Source organism: Sphingobacterium sp. UDSM-2020 (genome assembly GCF_016132525.1).
In the GTDB taxonomy this organism is placed as follows: Bacteria; Bacteroidota; Bacteroidia; order Sphingobacteriales; family Sphingobacteriaceae; genus Sphingobacterium; species Sphingobacterium anhuiense.
This window is the reverse complement of sequence record NZ_CP066166.1, coordinates 2677220-2699602: the sequence shown is the minus strand read 5'-3', so window position 1 is coordinate 2699602 and position 22383 is coordinate 2677220. Positions and strand designations below refer to the sequence as shown.

Below are 22383 nucleotides of genomic sequence, written 5' to 3'. Positions count from 1 at the left end.
ACAAGAACCTTCAAGACATCATTGCTCGCAATTTTTAAACAAACAAGGAGCATAATAGTTTCTCTAAAAACAAATCACATATCTTACAAACCTATTCAAGTGCATACACAGCGCCATCTACAGAACCAAAATACAATGATTGACCATCAATCCAGACCGTAGAAAAAATACTGCCCATCTGCAGGTATCCCGTAAACAATTTATGGATATCATGTGCATATTTTTCATCCAGTCCAGTTCGTAACTTATCTTTTTCATCAAAAAAACTTGACCGGTTCAGTTTACTAGATGCCGTTTGAAAAACACTTGAAACCGTACCTTTCGAAAGATCTAACTTATAAAGCACACCATCCAATGCACCAAAATAAGCCACAGAATCTGTGATCGAAGCACTGCTAAACGTATTTAATGGAATCCGTGGTTCATAAAGCTTCCCTCCATAAACCTTATCCAAAGCAAGCACACTATAAGAATCCGACATGGTCAGCAGCAGCTGTTTTCCAGCAAGACTAGGTACACTGATCCAGCTTCCGGGCTGATGGTAAACCCAATGTCCAGTACCATCTTTAATTTTTAAAGCATAGCTATTAAAATCCCGGGCTCCAAAATAAACAGAACTATCCGCCGCAACCGCATGAAACTGCACCTCTCCCTTCGGAAAATAGTGCTCACCAATCGTTTTAAATTTCCAACGTAAATCACCATTTTTCTCTAAACAGTAAAAATAACCATCAAAACTACCGATCAAGATTTCATGGGCTGTCACAGTAGGCGAAGCATGTACAATACCTGCTGTTTTATATTTCCAGATTTCTTTTCCATTTTTGGCATCAAGCGCATAAACATGTCCATCTCCAGATCCAAAATACACGATTCCCGATTCTACAGCTGCCGAAGATTGAAAATAATCCCAGATATCATAAGTCTTTTCACCTTCCGTTTTAAAAGTCCACAATTGCTTTCCGGTATGCACATCTAGCGCATAAAAATGACCATCAGCACTTAAAAAATAAACAACCTGTTGATCCACCGCCGCAGTAGCCCGTACCTCTCCACCTGTCTTATATTTCCAAAGTACGCTTCCATCAGCTTTATTTAAAGCATAAAGATTACTGTCACAGGATCCAATAATAATTTTGTCGGCATATAAAACGGGAGAAGAATAAACCTGACCTTCGGTTTGAAAACGCCACTTCACCTGAGGCCGTTCCTGAATCAAGGCACCGGAAGTATAATTGTGACGATCGGCCGTTCTAGCCAACTGTTGCGCGTATAAATTCATTTCTAAAAAAAAGAAAGCAAGCACAAAACAGTAAAAATATTTTTTAAAATAAGGCATACAGATTCCAGCGTTTTAAAATGGATCAATTATTTATTAGGTTCTAATATCGCATCAATAGAGCATTGATACCAATCAAAGATATCAAAATTAACCTTAAAAAAAAGACATCCTTTGCAGCAGAAAGGATGTCTCTCAAAAACTTTCAGAACCTGTGGATTACACAAGCTAAAGCAGTATACCACTTAAGATAAAACCGACAAAAATAGTAACGGCGATTGCAACCAGACCCGGAATCATAAAACTATGGTTCACGACAAATTTTCCAATTTTCGTACTTCCCGTTCGATCAAAATCTATTGCAGCGACCAATGTCGGGTAACCGGGAAGCAGAAAATCACCATTTACAGCTGGAAACATCGCTAATAAATGTGGACTTGTAATACCCAGTGCCAAACCCATTGGCATAATTGTCCTTGTTGTCGCTGCCTGACTAAAAGTCAAAGCACCCATCAAAAATAAAGCGATCGCAAAAGTCCAGGGATATACCGTTACAATATCCTTAAAAGTATGTTCAATAACTGCCTCATTCGCCAGCATAAAAGTAGCACTCATCCATACCACACCCAACACCGAAACAACAGCCGTCGCCATCGATGTAAATAAACTCATCTTAGCGACTTTTACAGCAGAAGTTTTTGTTATCAGCATGATAAATGCTGAAGCCGACAAGGTGATCATAATGATCAAACTGGTCAGATTGATCGTTCCATTTGCATTTACACTGAAACTAGGACCTCCACCCACATGAGGAACAAAAGCAGGAAAAGCGCCAAAAAATATAATCAGCAGAATTGCAAATCCAAATATGGCAACCGCAATTTTAGCCCCTGGCTCAGGTTGGTATTGGGTAGTCCCATTTTCCATCTGACTAGGATCCATCGATCTCGCAAATTCCGGATCCTTCATTTTCTCCAGAAATATCGGATCTTTATCCAGTTCCAATCCCTTCTTTCGTACCGCTAATATACTGGCAAATATACCACAGAGTGCCGCTGGAATACATATTTTCATGATATCGATAGAAGCCGAAGAATAAGCCAGTATAGCAACTAAAGAGGCGCTTGCAGCACTCATCGGGCTGCCCGTAATAGCTAGATGCGAAGCAATGACCGATACCGAAAGTGGTCTTTCCGGACGAATACGCTGTTTAGCCGAAACCTCTGCAATAATGGGCAAAAGCGAGTAAACAATATGAGCCGTCCCTGCAAACAAGCAAAGAAAATAGGTCGTAAATGGTGCAATAAAGGTGATCTGACTCGGATTCTTACGGATTATACGTTCCGCTATACTCACCAGATAATCCAAACCACCTGCGGCCTGAAGAGTCGCCGCCGTCGTTACAATAGCAAGGATAATCAGTAAGACCGATATGGGCGGATCCGCCGGTGTCATTTTAAAAAACAGCACAAAGATAAACAGTCCGATCATTCCCATGACACCCAGACCGATTCCTTTCATACGTGATCCGATTAAGATCATCGCCAACAGAATCACAAATTGCACAATTATCATTTCGATATAAATTTAGGATGAATCAAATTTTCGATCGAATAAATCTCATCCCACTTCGCTTGCGTAATCAATTTACGCTCCACGACCACAATTTCGTGAATAGATTTACCCGTTTTTAAAGCTTCTTTTGCTATAGAGGCAGATTCTTCATATCCTAAGATCGGATTCAGTTGTGTTACGATCCCGATGCTCTGCATCACCAGATTTTTACTATGTTCAACATTTGCGGTAATACCGACGATACATTTATCTTTCAAGGTACCACAAGCTTTGGTCAGGTACTGCAAGGAGGTAAACAAAGCCATGCCAATGACAGGTTCCATTACATTCAGTTGCAACTGACCAGCTTCTGCCGCCATCGTAATTGTAAGATCCGCACCGATAACATAAAAACAGGTCTGGTTGACCACCTCAGGAATAACTGGATTAACCTTTCCAGGCATAATCGAAGAACCCGGTTGCATAGCCGGTAGATTAATTTCATTTAGACCGCAACGAGGACCGCTGCTCAACAGACGAAGATCATTACAGATCTTACTCAATTTTATTGCATTACGCTTCAGCGTTCCGCTCAGCTGGACCAAAGCTCCAGTATCGTAAGTTGCCTCGATCAAATCAGCGGCAAGCGTAACGGGAACCTGGCTTATTTCGGCTAGGTATTTTACACATAACTGTGCATATCCCTCAGGCGCATTCACGCCGGTACCGATTGCTGTAGCTCCCATATTCACCTCTGTAATTAATTGCGAAGCCTCCCGAATACGCAGTACATCTTCGCCCAGCGTGGTTGCAAAAGCATTAAACTCCTGTCCCAAAGTCATCGGCACAGCGTCCTGCAACTGCGTACGCCCCATTTTCAAAATGCCCTCAAATTCCTTCCCTTTATTAAAAAATGCGCCTTGCAGATCCTCCAAAGCGTGGGAGAAAGCCCCAATTTTAAGATAAACTGCAATTCGAAAAGCAGAAGGATAAGCATCGTTTGTACTCTGCGACAAGTTAACATCGTTATTCGGGTGCAAATATTTATATTCTCCTTTTTGGTGCCCCAGATATTCAAGTCCCAGGTTGGCAATCACTTCATTAGCATTCATGTTACAAGAAGTACCAGCACCGCCCTGAATCAGATCGCTGATAAACTGATCCGTAAACTCACCTGCGATCAAACGGTCGCAGGCATACGCGATCGCTTCGGCTTTCTTTGCATCCAGAATACCCAGATCCCTATTCGCCAATGCCGCCGCTTTTTTCACAAAACCAAATGCCTTTATAAAAAGAGGCTCACTACCGATCGGAATTCCAGTAATATCAAAATTTTCCTTCGCGCGTAACGTCTGTACACCGTAATAGCAGTCGTTGCTAATTTCTTTTTCACCTAAAAAATCGTGTTCAATTCGAGAAGATGTCATAATTTTAATTATTTAAAATGATAATCGTTTATAATGCTATTAATAACGCAAGAAATAACCTTGCAATGTTTCTTTATCATGTGTATTTAACAAGCCCAGCATCAGTAGTATCCGGGCTTTCTGTGGATTTAGATCATCGGATACCAACGTTCCTAATTCATCATCATTCACTTCTCCATCTTCGACGACCCGACCCGATACACATCTGCTTCCACGACACACCATGATGCCTGTTTTTACAGCCTGTTTGACCTGTTCAGTAAAAGCTTTGGAAAAATTCCCATTCCCTACCCCCGCGATGACAATACCCGCGGCCTTTTCTTTTACCAGCAGGTTGAGGTAAGCTGGTGAAGCATCGGCATACATGTATGCAATTTCAACCTTTGGGAAGACCGTATTAGCATCTATTTTAAAAGGAGCCAAAGGTTTCACCTGACGGTCTGAAGATTTGTAGAATTCCACTTTTCCGTCAAAAACCTGACCGATTGCACCACTATTAGGTGAACCAAATGCATTGACTTTAGTCGTACTCAATTTGGTCACATCCCTTGAACTAAAAATGGATTCATTAAAAGATACCAGCACCCCTCTGCCCTTGCTTTTCGCATCAGCCGCCAAGGTTATGGCATCAAATAAATTCTTAGGGCCATCAGCACTGATAGCGGTAGAGGCACGCATAGCACCGGTCAAAACAACAGGACTATCGTAAGCCACCACCAGATCCAGAAAATAAGCCGTTTCCTCCTGCGTATCGGTACCGTGTGTAATCACAATTCCGTCAGCTTCCTTTTTACTGAAAATCTCATTAATGCGAACCGCTAACTTTTTCCAGATATCCAAACTCATATCCTGGCTGCCAACAGAAGAAATCTGTTCACCGCTCACCTCCGCGATTTCGTTGATCGATGGAATACTTCCGATCAAATCAGATACCGGAATCTTTCCTGAGGTATACCCTGCACGATTTGCCGAAGCCCCCTGTCCTGCTATGGTTCCACCCGTGGCCAATATGATGATCTTAGGCTTTTGTCCATAGGCCAACTGCAGGAACAGCAGCAGGGTTAGAGATATGAGTAGTCTTTTCATTGTATTATAAATTGATTGGTTAAAAATTAAATAGCATTCCAAAATTCATCCGCATTGCATTTTTCCCTTTTGTAAGCCCTTCATCAAATTCTAGCTGTTTATAACCGAACTGCGGCTCTAATCCCAGCATCAGATTTTCTAGAACATTGTATGAAAGATTTAAGGTAAACTGATAATTATTCATTTTATTCCAAGGACTTAGCGTATTTTCTCCGCCCGAAAAATGATTATAAGAAGTCATAAGCATCGTATGGAATTTAGGTGTCCAAAAGCGCTGATACGATATAAATCCCGCAGTTACATCCAATAAATTGAGCAGCCCGGGCTGTTCTTCGTGAGCGAAGCCATCCAGTCCTGAACCTCCGATAGCCAAAAAATAATCAGCGATACCTCGCCCCATATTCCATTGTGCCTGCAGGTTGTTGACCAATCCTGATTTTTTATTAAAAAAAATACTGGCCATCCCTGTCAGCCCCCAGCCATTGGCTGTCCTGTACCTGTAGTCCGTATCCCCAGTCAATACTTCTTTCGAATCGTAAGCAATATTGCGGTAAACCCCTGCTACCTTCAAGAAGCTTCCTCCATCGTAATCATAGCGCAGTGCACCGATGACGTCAGGAATACGTCGGGGTGCATAATCTACCCCACGATCTATATTGATGGTATAATCATACAATCTACGGGGTTCCATTTGCTCTATCGCAAGTTCATAACCAGCACCGCCCTTTTCCGTAAATTTGTTTTTATAATTCAATTGGATGCGGCGACTCAGAACCATCCCGGTCGGACCATCCCAGTCCAGCAAACTTGCCGGCCACAGATCCGGATCTCCAAAGGTGGACCAATTCTGTCCCAAAGTAAAGTGATCATACTTAATCCAGGCATGGCGCAGTCTGAACAGTGAAGTCCGGTTAGGTCCCCCCTCGAAATCACCTTCCAACATCGCACTGATCTCCTTGCCATTCTTCAGCTGCGTCGTGGAAGCAAAACGTATTTGACTCTGTCGCATGTCAACCCAGAATGCCGGTCTATCACGGCCATAAACATCATTTTCGTGGATTAAAAAAGAACTGTTACCATGCAGGTTACCCTTGATATCGTAGATTCCGTTTAATTTCAAACGGCCGATTAAGAAAGAAGTCATTTTAGGTTTCCCATTCAGCGAATCCTTTGTCTCATAACGTATGAGTTGCGCACAAAGGGGTTGCACAAACAGTAAACAACAAGACATTAATATTGCTAATCGGTATTTAGTAGTAATTGGTCTATTCATAAAGACTCTAATCTAAGCCAACAGTAAGTTATCAGTATCCTTTACTCTCAGTTAAACCAATGCCTCCGTTAAAATGTTTTACAAATTTTCAAATAAACCACAACATACTTAAAAACAATTAATTACCATTATAAGTTACAAATACAATTTATTTAGATCCTATTTCAGTTAATTCTAACCTAATACAACCACACCGCATTTTATATATTTTCCTAGGAAACAACTCTTGAAGGAAAACTATTAAAAAAGGATAGCAAGACAACTTTTTAAAGAATATTGCTATCCCCATCTATGCCATATCATTGTCAATAAACAAATTAAAAAGCGCTATTTTTAAATTGCACACAACCTAATTGTAAATAATATTTATATTTGTACCGCAAACAAAATTGACATGAAAGATCTTTTAAAGTTGGACAATCAGCTCTGTTTTCCCCTCTATGCACTGAGCCGGGAAATCATTCAGCGTTACCGCCCTCATCTCGATGAGATCGGACTGACCTATCCACAGTACCTAGTATTGATGGTTCTTTGGGAAAAAGACCAGCAGACCGTCAATCAGATCGGTCATAAACTGTTTTTAGATAGCGGTACACTGACACCGTTACTGAAACGTCTCGAACAAAAACATCTGCTCGTGCGACAACGGAGTAAGGTTGATGAGCGGGTTGTCGAAATCTTCCTGACAGCAGCTGGAAAAGACCTGAAAAAAGAGGCCAAATGCATACCGCAGAAATTAATAGAAGAACTGGAGATCAGTGCTGAAGAGATTGAAAGTATGCGCAACATTGCCAATAAAATATTAAAAAGTAAAATAGTAACAGAAGTATAACCTTGATATCAGGAGTATCTGACAATTGAAAACACCTAAAAGAACAAATCTTTTAATATCAAAATTGCACGCTCCGTTATCAACATATCATTAAAATTAAAACAATGGCATTAATTGAAGATTTACAGTGGCGCCATGCTACAAAAGCATACGATCCCACAAAAAAAGTAAGTAAAGAAGACATCGAAAAAATTGTAGAAGCGGCACGCTTAGCGCCCACTTCTTCAGGATTGCAACCTTTTAGAATCATCGTTGTCGAAAGTCAAGAAGTACGCGAAAGATTAGTTGCTGGAGCTTTAAATCCAGAGTGTATGCGCGACTGTTCTCATTTATTGGTATTTGCTGCATGGGACAAGTATACCGAAGAACGCATCGATACCATCTACAACCGTACAACAGAAGAGCGTGAATTGCCTGAAGGACGATTCAATAGTTATACAGATATGATCAAAAAGCTATACGCTTCTCAGACTGAAGAACAGCATTTTGTACATACCGCAAAACAATCTTATATTGGTTTAGGGCTGGCATTGGCACAGGCAGCGGAATTGCGTGTTGACACTACTCCTGCTGAAGGCTTTAACAATCAGATTGTAGATGAAGTACTTGACTTAGCAAGCTTAGGTTTAAAAAGCGTATCATTAATGTACGTGGGCTACCGTGATGCTGAAAAAGATTGGTTAGCACCAATGAAGAAAGTAAGAAATCCGATGGAAGAATTTGCTATCTACAAATAATAAAAAGCAGGATTAGTAAAATAATACCATATCCTGCAATCTATTGGCTAATAATAAAGAGAGGGTTATGTTTTACACATAGCCCTTTTCTGTATAGAAACATTGCCATGCTAAGGCAGTCTCGGCCTCAATATGATGGAGAAAGATTTAAAGGTGATTATTGGCACAAGATTAGTATAAAATTGCTATCATTTCAATGCGTAACTTTGGTACAGAAAAGAAACATCTTTTTAGCTTTGGCGGTAAGTACCAGAAATATTATATTAGGATCAAGAATGGAAAAACAAGTAAATGCGAACGAATTTGTCGAACGGTTTATGTCCGGCAGTCTGGAACATCTAAAATACATGCAATCGTCAGTCAAAATATTTCGATTGAGCGAAATTGCGCCCTATATTAAATTTCCGACACCGCCTATTTTTCTGGGTTACAATTTACTTGTTCATATAACCGAAGGCTATTTTAAACACCAGATCGGCCCCAAAGAATACGTGGTTCAGGCGCCGGCGATCCTCATGAGCAACTACGGTAATATATCGGTGATCAGATCGGTTGATAAATCAGCCAAAGGACATTGTATTCTGGTCAATGATGCAGCCATGACCTCCATTTTCAGAGAACAGGAAATTTTAAATATTTTCACCATATCACCGCTTCACAATCTTTCTGCAGCAGATGATCACGATCTGCACCAGCTATTTAGATTGCTTTACAAAGAGTTGCATACGGCATCTCCGTATAAAGAACTCTTTGAAAGCTTGCTTAAATCAGCGCTATTAAAAATCATCAAGCTTTCCAACACCAACAACATGCTCAACCGCAGTCAGGAGATTGCGATGATGTTTAAACAACTTGTGCACAAAAATTACCTGAAACAGAAGGAAATCGGCTTCTATGCCGATAAATTAGCCGTATCCCCCAATTATCTCAATAGATGTGTCTCCGCTGTTTTTAAAAAATCATCAAAGGAACTTATTCTGGAAGTTCTGGTTATGCACAGCCAGCTCCTGCTATTCGAATCCAACAAAAGCATTGCCGACATATGTTATGAATTGGATTTCTCCGATCCGTCCTATTTCTCACGCATCTTTAAGAAAATTGTAGGCATGTCACCAACCTCTTATCGAAATAAAGCCAGGTAGTTTCGTGCCACACATGCACGATTTGTCCTAATCTTTATACTAAATAAAACAAAGAGATTGCGTTTTTAGGTTTATTTTTGTACAAAGCGATGGTGAATATGCAATCACTTTTATAAAACTCATGTTAAACCAGAAAAAAATGTATTTTTTGATAACAAGTTTTTTGTTACCTTACTTCAGTACTCACTTCTCATCAGAAAAGTTAGGAGACACTGAACAAGAATGGTATCTGCATAAACCCCTTCGTTATTGTTCATCATTTAATCCTACATTTTAAGATGCTTAACTTTTTAGAACAATCAACCATGACGCAAGATTTTGATATTTACATTTCCTCATTTAAGGAAAGATTATCCAGCTTATTTAATCAGGAATATGACTATAATAACCTTAGTCTATCGCGCGATTTACCGCCTGATTTTTTAAGCAAAATCATGGACATGACACCGCTTGCGGTTGCTATTCCAGAAAGCCATGGTGGTCGTGGAGTACATGTTAAAGAGTGTCTTGGAGTACTAGCAGCAGCTTCTTACGAATCGTTATCGCTGTCCCTTATTTTCGGAATCAACATTGCCCTTTTTCTAGAACCATTAGCGAAGTATGGCAATATCACCGTTCAGGAAAAAGTATTCAAACAGTTTTTGGAAAACCAGGCAATGGGTGGCTTGATGATCACAGAGCCTGACTTTGGCAGCGATGCGCTCAATATGCGTACTTCTTATGAGCAGGTAGGAGATCATTACAGCATACAGGGCCAGAAACATTGGCAAGGTCTTACAGGAGCAGCCGATTACTGGTTGGTGACTGCACGTAAAAGAAATGAAAATGGCGATCTGACCCGTGATATTGATTTCTTTTTAACGGAAGACGCAGCCGCAGAACAAAAAATTGAAGTTGAAAGACGTTACAACAGTCTTGGTCTATACGCTATTCCTTATGGAATCAATAATATTGACATCAAAGTACCCGCAGCACAGCGATTGGTTCCAGAAAGTACTGGCATAAAATTAATGCTGGATACACTGCACCGTAGCAGACTTCAGTTCCCGGGTATGGGTATGGGCTTTATCAAGCGTATGCTGGATGAAGCGATGCAACATTGTCATGAAAGACGTGTTACAGGCATCCGCCTTAATGAAATGGACTCCGTTAAATTTCAGTTATCACGTTTACAGGCAGCCTTTACCCTATGTTCGGCAATGTGTGCATACAGCACCACAGTAAGCTCAATCAGCAATGACTTATCTAGTCATGGTGTAGATGCCAATAGTGTAAAAGCATTCGTGACAGATCTGATGCAGGAAGCATCACAGATATGCTTGCAATTGTCAGGAGCAAATGGATACCGCTTAGACCATATTGCCGGCAGAGGTGTTGTAGATAGTAGACCATTTCAGATTTTTGAAGGATCTAATGAAATGTTATATACACAGATTGCTGAAGCAATTGCCAAACTGATGCGCAAAAGCAAAGAAAACAATCTTCTGGCATTCTTAAAACAATATAAAGGGACAGAACTTGCTGCACCATTCTTCAGTGAAATTCTTAATTTCAATCTTCCAGATCAGCCAAAACAACGCGAAATGATGACTTTGGGAAGAATGATCGCACGCGTTGTTTGTTATCAATATGTATTGTTGATCAACAATGCAGGGTTTAACGATAAGATGACCGAAATAACACGTCAGCATATCAAGATGGACCTGGCGATGTTTGCTGGTCAGTTGCATAGCAACAACACAGCAGACCCGTTAATGGATTATGAAGAAAATGCGGACTGGATGAAATTCGCATCTTTATAATGAATTAGGACTTGCAGTTTCAAAGCATATAGAAAAGACACATCGTCGTACGATGTGTCTTTTCTGTTTAGGACTGATTTTAATCGGTTCATCATCGCAACATAGTCAAACTTCCCTCCTACCAATGAACATGTAACCAAATGAATAATCATAGTGGAATTCATTTTTTAAAAAAATATTTTAAAAAAAATATGGCCCTATTGGCTTTAAAAACAATAAATAATGCAGAAATGTCATAAAATCTTAATTTTACGGGAAACCGTAAAATCCCGTTATTAGGAATTTTAACTTTGTATCATTCACATTAAAGGTAGGTGCGAATTTTTATTTACAACGTTTGCAGTTGCATGCAGTTTATCCCTAAAATGCTGGATCGACTGCAAACAAATTGATTACTTAGTAATTTTTTACAGATGGTTAACGTACAGGTCCTACGTTAACCATTTTTTATTTAAAATAAAATTCTTAATGGGGTTTATTGCTATGATTTACCTAAATTTAAACATAATATAAGGAGCAACTGTTTCTTTGTTATGAAATAATTTAAAAATTCCATTTATGTTGAAGAAAATCATTCTAGCAAGCTTATTCACATGCAGTATTCCGATTCTTGCATTTTCCCAATCACATGAATTGCGGGTAGGTATTACTTCAGGTTCTTCCAATTTTACAGGACCAGGAAGCGATTCTAGATCATTCCTGAACGGTTCTAGCCCACAGGACTATTATACCAACAATCCTTTTGGAGTAAAGTATGGTATTAACCTGGGCGGAGCGATCAACTACCGCTACGTATTTAGCAACAATTTCTTACTGGGTGTAGAGGGTGCATTTGAACGTTTACAGACTAAAATATATCTTCAAAGCTTAGAAAACACGAACAACATCATAGGCATGACCAAGCTGAACCAGCAGTTTTTAAATTTTAATCCTTTCATTGGCTATCGTTTTTCATTTGAACCTATTACTTTGGATATGCAGTTGGGCGTTGATATCGCCAACACGCTTCAGATAAAAGAAAAAGGAAGTATTGAAGACAATAAAGGCAATGAAACCGAATTTGAAAAAGACAGAGGCAAGGATTTCATGAAAATGGATCTTAGACCCCGCCTACAGTTCAACGTCAATTATGACCGTTATACGGTATTTGCGGGTTACGCCTGGGGTACTAAAAATTATAAAGGGGAGATGGATGGCGCATCCTCATCAGATGCGACCCGTTTAAATGTCTTTCGTTTAGGGTTGCAGTTTCAACTCTTAAGACCTTCTTTACAATAATAAAAAGTACGTGCTAAATAGACAGGGATTCGCTTTCTGAATATAAATTCAGAAGCCCTGTATAACCGGTTCGGCAAGGATAGAATATCGGTTTATTTAAATTAAACCGATATCTTTTGAATAAGCAATAAGCTGTTCATTCTTGGAGAATTCTAGCACTTCTTTCATCAGGTTCAATCTTTTCTCGACACTGCTCAGTCCTGATGGCTTTATCTGTTGTTGCTGCAGATGTTGTGGAATATCCTTCTGTAGGATCCCTTTTGCCAATAGGGCGATGATATGAATATCGAGCGTAGTAAATTCATGTGAATTCTTTTCCCGGATAGACTGTTTAATTTCAGGGGACTGATAAAGTTTATCCTGGTGTGCGGCCTGTAAAGCCTCTTTCAGGTATTGCGCATCTCGTCTTGCTTTACGCACATAACCATCGATGGCTCTGCTTTTAAAAAGTTCATCTATAACAGCAGTCCGACTTTCCGCTGATAACACAATGATTTTCAACTGAGATTGAATCTCTTTAACTGCCTGAATAAGTGCCAGACCTCCAGATAAACGTTGCGGATTATGATCTTCTTCGAAAGTCAGATCGGTAATCAACAGATCGTAGGGCTCACCGTCCCGCTGTGCATTTTTAACCCAGGTAAATGCATCATCACAATAATAGACATATTTTGCTGTCTGGATCCCTAGCTCCTGAAGTGTTTTCTGAACCGAAATATTGGCAATTTCATGATCTTCGGCTATAAGTACTTTTTTAAACATATAATAAGATCTTTTTAAAAAATAGGGATGGACACTTCAACCTTTAGCCCTTTCCCTGCATTATTGACAAAGGTAATCTTACCATCCAAATTAGAAATACGGTTTCCCGTACTGGTAAGACCATTACCTTTTACCTGCGATTCGGGCATTCCTACACCATTATCACTGTAAAAGATACGCAATAGCCCAGGAGACCAGTCAAAACGGATCACCACATCGGTTGCTTGGCTATGCTTGCGCATATTAACCATCAGTTCCTGTAGCACATGATGAACTTCATGCTTGATATGTGCCGTAACCCCCTCCCATTGCTCAGCATCATTTCCGGCAATAATGACCTTTCTATTTTCAGTCACAAAAGATTTCAAAAGTTCAGCAATTTGTTTCTGACAATCCGGCTCCGCATCTGGCGTTATTTCGGTTTCGTAAGAAATATCACGAGATTTCTCATACATCATTTCCAGACGGTCGAGGATCCCTTCCCGGTCAATATCTTCCCTATTCTCGATTTCGGTCATGACGCGGTAAAGGCCATTGGCTACCACATCGTGAATCTTACGTGAGATAGTAAGCTGATTGGCTTTGATTCTATTTTGTGCCTCAAACTGCATACGTTCTTTGCGTCTCTTATACCATAAAGTACCGCCTACAATAACCGTAACACATAATAAGGAAACGCAGAATGTCCAGATCCGCTGCTTAACAATATTATAGGCTTTTTCAGCATTGTCTTTCTGCAGGGTCAGGTTATCAGCCTTATTTTTTTCTACCTCATAGCGAATCAAAGTAAACTGATTGGTCGCGGCCAGACGCGCTTGCTGAATACTATCATTTAAGTTATTATAAATTTCAAAATAGGACTTCGCAGAATCACTAGGGCTTAGTTTAATTAATTTTTTTAATGCTAATATTTCATCATTAGAACTTGCTATTTTTTTTGCAATATCATATCTTTTTTTAGCATAAAACAAAGCCGAATCAGGTTTACGATTTTCGTAATACTCGGTAAGAAATACCAAACTTGAATTTTGCCCGCGAAGATCCTTCTCCTTTTCACGCATCTTCAAGGCTTTTTGAAACTCATAAATAGCGGGATAGTTTCGGTCTTGCTTCCATTTGACTCGTGCCAGATTCGACAATACCCGCGCATGCTCAATGGGATTTTTATGGGTTTCATCGATAATATCATCGTATATCTCTCGGGCTTCTTCATATTTTTCATCTGAAAGATAACTGAGTGCCAAATTATTCCGGTAGATCAGTGTATTTTGTGGGTCGTCAGAATACTTAATTGCTAATTCATAGAAGAGAATAGCCTTTGGATAGTCGCGTAGATCATCGGTAGCCAGTCCAAGGGCATTGAAATTCATACTCAGAAAAGCATGATGCTCAGGTTTGTTTTCATCCAGAAAAGGTACAGCCTGCAATGCCGTTTCCTGCGATCCAAAATAATCACCTTTCTCCTGTTGGGTAAGCGCCATATTGATCAAACACTTGGCCACTTGGAGACTATCGCCTTTTTCCAAAAAGACCTGCTTTGCTGCATTAAAATAAAAAAAGGTGCTATCTGCTTTTCCCATTTCGAGATACTCGAACGCCTTATCATAAGCCGGATTATCAATGGAAGTTTCCTTTTGAATGACTTCTTGTTGGCAGGAGTACAAAAAGACTAAAAGTATGTATAAGCTAAAGCGTTTCAATAAAGGATCTATTTTGTTCGAAAATATCGATTTTTTACCTTAAAAACAACCAAGCTATTAAAAACAAAAAAGGTAACATAATGTTACCTTTTTTCTATACAGAAAAGTGTATCGCTTATTTATTAGGACGGACAGGTCCCTTACCTCCAGTGCCACCTGTTTCATCACTGCTTCTCTGTGCAGAAGCTACAGTCTGATGATCATTTGTATCTGTATTGGAAGGATTGCCAAATAAAAGTGCTAAAATGAAATACCACATTTTTCAAAAAATTAAAAGTCAAAAACCTGGTAGTCCCGCGGGCCTCATGCCCGGGGTTACTACAATGTTTTCAGAAGGCCTTCTGAATTTTTTGGGAAGTGAGTGAGCTTCAATCGCGGGAACCAATAACTGCTTCCCAAACCGGTTAAAAACGACCGCGATATCCACTCCTTATGAAATCTTTTCGTCGCTTTCCTAGAAAGAACTAGTCGATTGATCAACTGATTTCAAATCAAAATTAACGCAGATAAAAAGCTAAACATCAAAGGATTCCGATCTTTCCAACCTTTCCGTTATTATTCCAGAAATTCCGATAGAATTCCGAAAATTCCAGTGCAAAAAAGTGCGTAAAGAGTCTATTATTTTACGGAAAACCGTAAAATCGGGTGCTAGGGTTACTTTAATTTTGGGACAATGTTTGAGTTTGAAGAATTTAAAAAAGAGGTGATAAGTAACTTTAGGGAGTTGCTTTCCCAACATGAGTTAGATCTAAAACTTGAGAATCCCACACCCGGGAATCTAAGAGATTTGAGTTTAAAATTATTTGCAAATGGACTATCGAAAGAAGATACACAGGTATTTCAGGATTTCTTTAATCCTACCAAACGATATGATGATCTGGAGATCAGCATCCGTCGATTTCCGTTAGATAAACTGAAACCGCTTAAAAATTTTATAACAGCTAAAACGAGCAATCCCGACGAAAACATCGTCAAACTACTGGCCATACTCACACAGTTTGGTCCAAGACCATTCCATAAATGGCGGGAATTGCGCCATTTAAAAAAGCGAACACCTGAATTTTGCGATCCTGATGATCATGAAAAAACGATCTTACCTGAAGCAAGTACAACAGCAATTGGTCACGAGAGTCAAGAACAGGAAAATCACATAGCGGAAGAGGAAATACTCGAAAATGAAGAGGTGGAAATAGCTTCTGCGGATAATTCGAGCGATGGGGAGGTTATCTTAAAAAATAAAGACAAAAAAAAAGGGAGGCTTTCCCGCGAGGAAACCCCCAGGGAAAAACCGCCCTCAAAAAGAACGTCTATGAAAGTGCATGTTACTTTCTCTAATTTTCAGTTGAAGCAACTGATTTATTTTATGGGTATGATCGCTGGTCTGTTCTTCCTGTATGCTGTATCCCATTTCTTGATCGCAAAACAACGGATGTGCTTGATCGAGGTACAATATGTTTCTGGAAATGATACAACGCAACAGCCATATTCAGAAATTATTACACTAGATCCTGATCATCCAAATTATATCAAAATAAAAACAAATCCTGATACCTTAACAGAAAAAACAATCTACCCCGTACAGATCTCTAAAACAAATAATCATGTTGAATTTTCAACTGCCCCAGACGCATCAGCTTTACAGGATCTCAAATTATTAAAGGATCCCAATCATTATATCATACTGCTCTACCCGGGAGAATTTTCCGTCGGAGAAAGCATGAGGCGGGGACCGTAAAATAATTTTTATTTACCTTTTACCGTCAACCTATAAGCGATTAACATAAATGGAATTGTCCCTACCATGACAATTGATGTAGCCAATAGTGCATCTTTTGAAAAAACAGAAACGATGGCACTCGCTATAAAACAGATTCCTAGCTGAATTGCATTTTGTAAGCCCGCGGCTTTACCCAGATTATTTGGAAAAACACGTAGTGCCTGAGCAACTACAATCGGGTAACATGCACCGTTTGCTAATGCCATACCGCAGAACGGGATCAGTAATAATGTCAATGTAGGTGTCGTCATCACACTCATAGCATATATCGCTAGAAGAGAAACGGAATATAAAATCAGTAAAACCGGCATCAGTTTTTTGGTCTCAATACGGTTTGCCAGCGCACGATAGCCATATCCGCCCAGCATAAATGCAATGGTCTGCGGAACAAAGCTCAATCCGATCTGACTTTCGTCGTACCCCAGTTCTTTGAGAAAAAATGGAGAGCCCGTTAACCAGGCAAAAAATGAACCTGAGCAAAACGCATAGATGAGCACATTGCCCACATACACGTTGGATTTTAAAAGTGAAAAATAGGACTGTTTCGTTTTTTCACCTGCTTTTGTATCAACTGGAGCATCCAACTTTTGCTTGCGCATTAAAGTGAAGGTATACAGCATCAGGAGCACGGCGATACCAGCTAGGGTGATAAAGATGGATCTCCATCCAAAATGTTGCAACAGATATACACCCAGCAAAGGAGCCAGAGCCGGAGATAAAGCCACCATCGGCATGATGGTCGCGAAAATTTTATTGGTCTGCGATGCCGGATAGTATTCTACGACCAGAGCCTGCCAGCTTACCGCCGCTGCACAGACACCGATTGCCTGCAGTAAACGTAAAATAAGCAACCATAACACATCGTTGGTAAAAAAAATACACACAGAAGCCAGTGTAAACAATGACAGTCCAATAAGGATTGTTTTGGGCTTCCCGATCTTATCAGCTATTGGCCCCCAGACCAGCTGTGCAAGAGCATAACCAGCTAAAAATAAACTTAAACTCGCGCTGATACTACTCTTATCTGTCGAAAGATCCAGACGCATCCTATCAAATGCCGGCAGATACATATCCGTTGCCAAAAAACCAATAATACTCAGTCCAACCAAGTAAATCAAAAACAAAAAACTATTCTTTTTCCTATCCAACATATCGTTTTCACTAAATTTCTGCAAAGGTAACAATTTTAAGGGAACGCTTACCCAAAGATGCTCAATGTTTAATTTTGTGAAAAATTAAGTAATTTAAAAAGCCCCCTCACTTACGATTTGACATTTTACGTGATCTTTTCCTTATTTGTCTATCAATAGTACGATGCAAAACATATAGCAAACCAATTAGGGATAGTCACAAAAGCTACTATAAAATCAAAACTAGGAGAAAATAAAATGTAACACAATCGATTTCGTAGATTAAGCAATCGATTGTCTATACTTAGTATTCTAAAACCGACCAAGTTGTTATATAAATTCGTTAACATGACTAATGTGGTGATTAATCTGTTCTCCGGTATATTCTATTTTGGGTAAAACCTGGATAAGGAAAAGCTACTATTTTCATTATAAATCTAAGAATCTATGTTGTCAAAAATGAGTATTTCAGATTGTAGATACTGGCAATGAAATCATCTGTATTCTCCTACCCAGGATCATATTGTGTTCAAAAACTGGGTTTTAATTTATCAAAAGAATCATCAAACGAACGAACATGAAACGGATAACAATAAAAGATATTGCTAAAGCTCTGGGTTATTCACCAGGTACAATATCAAAGGCATTGGCAGATAGTTATGAAATAAGCAATATAACGAAGATAGAAATCCAGAAATATGCCAATGAAAATGGTTATTCATTCAATCATTATGCAAAACTATTAAGAACAGGAAGGACAAACATTATAGGAATGATCGTCCCGGCAATTGGAAATTCTTTTTTTTCGCAGATTTTAGAGGGCATTGAAGAACAGATGTCCAAGACCGCTTATAACCTGCTCATTATGCAAAGCAATGATGACCCTGTATGTGAAATGACCCATTTGGAGACTTTATATAAGAAGGGTGCAGATGCAATTGTTATCACACCGACCGGAAATAGGGCCTCGATGGAGTATTTGAAGAAATTAAAGGATGAAGGAATTCCAGTTGTTTTAATGGACCGGACAAATTACAACATCGACACACACAAAATAGGCATCGATAATTATGCTGCAGTGTATAAAAGCATTACCCATTTAATCAATCAAGGACGCACTAATATTCTCTTTATTTCAAGTTTTGCGAAGGGAGTGGTAGAAGAGCGTCGGCGTGGCTATCTACAGTGCCTTAGAGACTATAATATCCAATATCATAGTAAAAACTTACTATCAATTGATGTTGGGAAAAAGGGACGAAAAAGTCAAGAAGAGTTAATGCTCTATTTATCCCAAAAAATGAAATCAGAATTGCCTCCAGATGCCATATTTACGGCTTCAGACCAATTAACATACCAAACTTTAGAAGTTCTGCACGCGCTGCATATTGAAGTACCAGCTCAGCTATCCCTCATTGGTTTTGCTAATTTCCGGTTTACAAACATCTTTGAACCGCCGTTATCCTGTATCGTCCAACCTTCCAAAGAAATGGGAGCTCAAGCTTTTTTACTCCTATCAGAGATATTGGAGAATCAATCCCAAAAGACTACCTTGTTTAAAAATATAAAGCTAGCTGCATCGGTCGAAATCCGTCAATCTTCTTAAAATAATTAGTAAATAAATCTACATTAAATTATCTCCTTTCTTAATCGTTTTCGCACATTACGCAAACGTTTGTTCTGTTTTTTTGCACCAGTTAATGTAAAGTTTTCTCTAATATTAGGAATAGGTTTAAGTTGATTCTCACATTTAGCAAAATCTATTATATTATAACTAATTAAAATTCATGAAAAAAAAATCATTGAAACTGCGGAGATTTGTCAAAACATTCGTGCTCCCGTTAATAATAATGTGTTTTTCATGTTCACAGACCAAGATTGATAGTAGGAATATCAAGGATCAAAATTTAAACAATAATAACAATGAAAATGTCTCATTGACGAATCAGGAATTCGTATCAAATCCTGTTAACTTAAACATTGTCATGTTTGTACCAACAGATAATCCAGCTTTAAAAGATTATAAAACTAGGCTCTCTGCGTTATTCGTTTATTTTCAAAACTGGATACATACCGAGATGATGCGGTATGGATACAGCACCTACTTAGGCCTGCCTGTAGATCAACTAACAGGACTCGTCAAAATTATTGAAATTCCAGCTTCAGGGACACAGGCAGATTATCCGTACAAGTCTGCTATTTCTGTAGGTAAGATCATCAATGAAATCAAAACTTTTAAAACTAAAAATCCAGCTCAGTTTTCATCCGATAACCACTGTTTAGTTTTGCTGCCAGCAAGAACTGACGGCGGTAATCAGCCTTTTTATCGTCACGGAAAATTTTGTTTTGCTGTTGACAATTCGGAAATGTCTGTTACTGGTATACCAAACCCCAATTCCAACTATTTGGGCGGTATGTTACATGAGCTGGGTCACGGATTAAATCTTCCTCACAGTGAAGCTAAATACAGTGAAGGATTTATACACGGTACTTCATTGATGGGTAGTGGAAATTACAGTTTCAGTAAAGGGCAACCAACATTTCTAACCGAATCTGATGCCGCTATTTTGAACAGAAATGAAGTTTTTCAACCCGCCAAATCTTCTAGCACCCCTTATCTTAAACCCATATACAGCTTGCAACCTAGATTTAATATTGACAATCGTCAACAAAAACTCTTTGTAAACGGTTCCTATACTTCAACACTTCCGGTAAGTGATATTTTAGTGTATATGGATCCTAATGTTAACAATGAAGGCACGGGAGTCAATAAAGATTACAATGCTGTTACATGGCGATTTTCACCTCAATCTATTGGATTAATTCAAGGGACAATTGATTTAAATGAATTAAACTTCAAAAACAATACTCCCTATGAATTAAAGATTAAACTTCTCTTACAAAATGGACATATAACATCAGATGTCTTTCCTTTCCAATATAATAACGGAAAGTTAACGACTAGACTAGACTGGACTCTTCCTTAACCTTCTCTAACGCTTCTTATTAAGATGAAAAGGTAGCTTTACGAAATAAAATACAGCTGCAGATAATCAATCTATAACACGTAAATGCTTTTATGTTCTGAATATCTTTTGCGCTGTTTATCTGATTCTTTAAGCTTTTATTGTTTAAAATTAAATTTCAAATTCTTAATTTTCCAAATCCAACAACATCTTCTTCAGTACCTCTAGACAAAAAGTTATGTATCATCCAGTCCCAATGTCGTTTTTACCAAATTTGTGCAAGCATTAATCTTTTAAAAATGTGCAGATGCTACAGGGACTGTTATTGTATACTTCCAATGCCTTCTTCAAGATCACGGACATTTAGTTGTTTTTGGAAGTCATCTTTCCAGAAATTAGCGTAATTTTTATCTTTCATCCGTCGGCTGATGATTAGCATTAAATCTATTTTTCCCGGATCATTTACCGCATTAAGAGCTGTTCTTATAGTGGCGTATAACCTCACTATTTCGACACGGTTTTCTTTTTTTTTATCATCACTGACCTTTAATACAACACGGTAATCAGATTTATCCGGCACATATAACATGTTGACATAACTACTTTGATTGATTTTTACTACCCAGGGATTATCTAGAACTGTACTATCAAAATGATGTATTCCCCATTTTTCACCATTTACGAAATAAGCAAAAGTGATCGATGCGGTCTTTTCAAAAAAGACAATTTTCCACAGTGGAATATTCCCTTCAATGTTCCATTCTTGTTTTTGCAATCGTATTTGATAATACTCAAAAACAAATTTTATAACCCTGCTCTCCTCCCACAGTTTTAAAGACCAATTCTCTTGATCGATTGCATTGATTCCAATCTCAGATGGTGCTGTGGTACTTGAATTTTCCTGCCGGGAATACCCTACCTTATTTGCTGCGGGAACACGAAACAAAAACACTTTCGGTTTGAAATATAAAGAGATTACATAGCACGTTAAAGGAATAAAAAAGAACCAAAAATCAGTCTGAAAATAATCCCAATTAAAGATAGATCCATGATTTCGTTGCGCCAGCAAAAAATTTAAAATCAGCACGTGTATCAGCAATACGGGACCAGAACATAACAGGATGAAAACAGGAAATTTAGTCCCTTTATTGAGAGTCTTATACCAAGGACATTTATAGCGTATACGATAAGACATCCTTTGTATAAAGTACAGATAACAATGAAAAAGTACTAGCGTTGCAATGAACACCTGTTGAAACAACGGCTTCTTCATCCGTAACCAGATATCGTCCACGGCGGTGCCCAAATTCACCACTAAAGAAAATATTAATATACCAATCAGATAAAATACATACTTTCTTAAATACACATTAATCATAGAGCAAAGAAATAGGTCTAACACAAACTTACGAAAGCAAAATCTTGTTTCAAACAATAAATACAAATATAATTTTACTAAAAACGCTTATTTTGGAAATAATATATTCTAAATAATAAAATACCATCTAATTTTCAGTCAAATTATTAACTTTCTTTAAAACGAAAATATTAAAAAAACATGTACAAAAAATGTACATTTCATGAAATACCCATTTTTACATAGTGGATTCGCTATAAAAGTTCCGAATTTTATTGATCTAA

18 protein-coding genes are annotated in these 22383 nt (G+C 38.6%); 8 read left to right on the top strand and 10 right to left on the bottom strand.

Annotated elements, in window-relative coordinates; all coding sequences use genetic code 11:
• Positions 1 to 91: 91 nt before the first annotated feature.
• The 5 genes from JAZ75_RS11350 to JAZ75_RS11330 all read right to left on the bottom strand — a co-directional run bounded on the left by JAZ75_RS11350 (position 92) and on the right by JAZ75_RS11330 (position 6619).
• Positions 92 to 1282 (bottom strand): PQQ-like beta-propeller repeat protein, encoded by a 1191-nt coding sequence (locus tag JAZ75_RS11350; protein WP_208701901.1) that lies wholly within the window; start codon positions 1280 to 1282, stop codon positions 92 to 94.
• Positions 1283 to 1507: 225 nt separating this feature from the next.
• Positions 1508 to 2854 carry an anaerobic C4-dicarboxylate transporter family protein gene (locus JAZ75_RS11345; protein ID WP_208701899.1) on the bottom strand — a complete coding sequence of 449 codons (1347 nt, stop codon included), beginning with the start codon at positions 2852 to 2854 and terminating at the stop codon, positions 1508 to 1510.
• Positions 2851 to 4263, bottom strand: a complete 1413-nt coding sequence (gene aspA, locus JAZ75_RS11340) for an aspartate ammonia-lyase (protein ID WP_410528626.1) — start codon at positions 4261 to 4263, stop codon at positions 2851 to 2853. The genes JAZ75_RS11345 and aspA overlap by 4 nt, the downstream gene beginning before the upstream one ends.
• A 36-nt stretch (positions 4264 to 4299) precedes the next feature.
• The gene (locus JAZ75_RS11335) at positions 4300 to 5346 is read right to left on the bottom strand and encodes a type II asparaginase (RefSeq protein ID WP_208701895.1); all 1047 of its coding nucleotides are present in this window, start codon (positions 5344 to 5346) and stop codon (positions 4300 to 4302) included.
• 19 nt (positions 5347 to 5365) lie between these two features.
• The gene (locus JAZ75_RS11330) at positions 5366 to 6619 is read right to left on the bottom strand and encodes a hypothetical protein (protein ID WP_132846080.1); all 1254 of its coding nucleotides are present in this window, start codon (positions 6617 to 6619) and stop codon (positions 5366 to 5368) included.
• A 394-nt stretch (positions 6620 to 7013) separates the two neighbouring features.
• Between JAZ75_RS11330 and JAZ75_RS11325 the strand changes: the two genes are divergently transcribed.
• The 5 genes from JAZ75_RS11325 (at position 7014) to JAZ75_RS11305 (ending at position 12410) form a co-directional block, all read left to right on the top strand.
• On the top strand, positions 7014 to 7451 hold the full coding sequence (locus JAZ75_RS11325; RefSeq protein WP_208701893.1) for a MarR family winged helix-turn-helix transcriptional regulator: 438 nt from the start codon (positions 7014 to 7016) through the stop codon (positions 7449 to 7451).
• A gap of 104 nt (positions 7452 to 7555) precedes the next feature.
• On the top strand, positions 7556 to 8188 hold the full coding sequence (locus JAZ75_RS11320; RefSeq protein ID WP_132846078.1) for an NAD(P)H-dependent oxidoreductase: 633 nt from the start codon (positions 7556 to 7558) through the stop codon (positions 8186 to 8188).
• A gap of 275 nt (positions 8189 to 8463) precedes the next feature.
• On the top strand, positions 8464 to 9330 hold the full coding sequence (locus JAZ75_RS11315) for a helix-turn-helix domain-containing protein (protein ID WP_132771045.1): 867 nt from the start codon (positions 8464 to 8466) through the stop codon (positions 9328 to 9330).
• Between the two features lie 305 nt (positions 9331 to 9635).
• Complete coding sequence (locus JAZ75_RS11310) at positions 9636 to 11132, top strand: acyl-CoA dehydrogenase family protein (RefSeq protein ID WP_208701891.1); 1497 nt, start codon at positions 9636 to 9638, stop codon at positions 11130 to 11132.
• 558 nt (positions 11133 to 11690) lie between these two features.
• Positions 11691 to 12410 (top strand): outer membrane beta-barrel protein, encoded by a 720-nt coding sequence (locus JAZ75_RS11305; protein WP_208701889.1) that lies wholly within the window; start codon positions 11691 to 11693, stop codon positions 12408 to 12410.
• Positions 12411 to 12506: 96 nt separating this feature from the next.
• Here the strand turns inward: JAZ75_RS11305 and JAZ75_RS11300 are convergent, their stop codons facing one another.
• The 3 genes from JAZ75_RS11300 to JAZ75_RS11290 form a co-directional block, all read right to left on the bottom strand.
• Entirely contained in the window at positions 12507 to 13172 is a 666-nt protein-coding gene (locus JAZ75_RS11300) for a response regulator (protein WP_021188241.1), read from the bottom strand.
• A gap of 14 nt (positions 13173 to 13186) precedes the next feature.
• A complete protein-coding gene (locus JAZ75_RS11295; RefSeq protein WP_208701887.1) occupies positions 13187 to 14872 on the bottom strand; it encodes an ATP-binding protein in 1686 nt (561 codons plus the stop codon).
• Positions 14873 to 14987: 115 nt separating this feature from the next.
• Positions 14988 to 15131, bottom strand: a complete 144-nt coding sequence (locus JAZ75_RS11290) for a hypothetical protein (RefSeq protein ID WP_165902528.1) — start codon at positions 15129 to 15131, stop codon at positions 14988 to 14990.
• 414 nt (positions 15132 to 15545) lie between these two features.
• On the opposite strand from JAZ75_RS11290, the gene JAZ75_RS11285 reads away from it, so the two are divergent.
• Entirely contained in the window at positions 15546 to 16607 is a 1062-nt protein-coding gene (locus JAZ75_RS11285; RefSeq protein WP_208701885.1) for a hypothetical protein, read from the top strand.
• Between the two features lie 8 nt (positions 16608 to 16615).
• Here the strand turns inward: JAZ75_RS11285 and punC are convergent, their stop codons facing one another.
• Positions 16616 to 17824: a purine nucleoside transporter PunC gene (punC, locus tag JAZ75_RS11280; protein ID WP_208701883.1), complete on the bottom strand. Its 1209-nt coding sequence runs from the start codon at positions 17822 to 17824 to the stop codon at positions 16616 to 16618.
• A 532-nt stretch (positions 17825 to 18356) separates the two neighbouring features.
• Here punC and JAZ75_RS11275 point away from each other — a divergent pair.
• Positions 18357 to 19382: a LacI family DNA-binding transcriptional regulator gene (locus JAZ75_RS11275; RefSeq protein WP_208701881.1), complete on the top strand. Its 1026-nt coding sequence runs from the start codon at positions 18357 to 18359 to the stop codon at positions 19380 to 19382.
• Between the two features lie 181 nt (positions 19383 to 19563).
• Complete coding sequence (locus JAZ75_RS11270; RefSeq protein ID WP_208701879.1) at positions 19564 to 20763, top strand: hypothetical protein; 1200 nt, start codon at positions 19564 to 19566, stop codon at positions 20761 to 20763.
• Positions 20764 to 21064: 301 nt separating this feature from the next.
• On the opposite strand, the gene JAZ75_RS11265 is transcribed toward JAZ75_RS11270, so the two are convergent.
• Positions 21065 to 21937, bottom strand: a complete 873-nt coding sequence (locus JAZ75_RS11265; protein WP_208701877.1) for a hypothetical protein — start codon at positions 21935 to 21937, stop codon at positions 21065 to 21067.
• Positions 21938 to 22383: the final 446 nt, after the last annotated feature.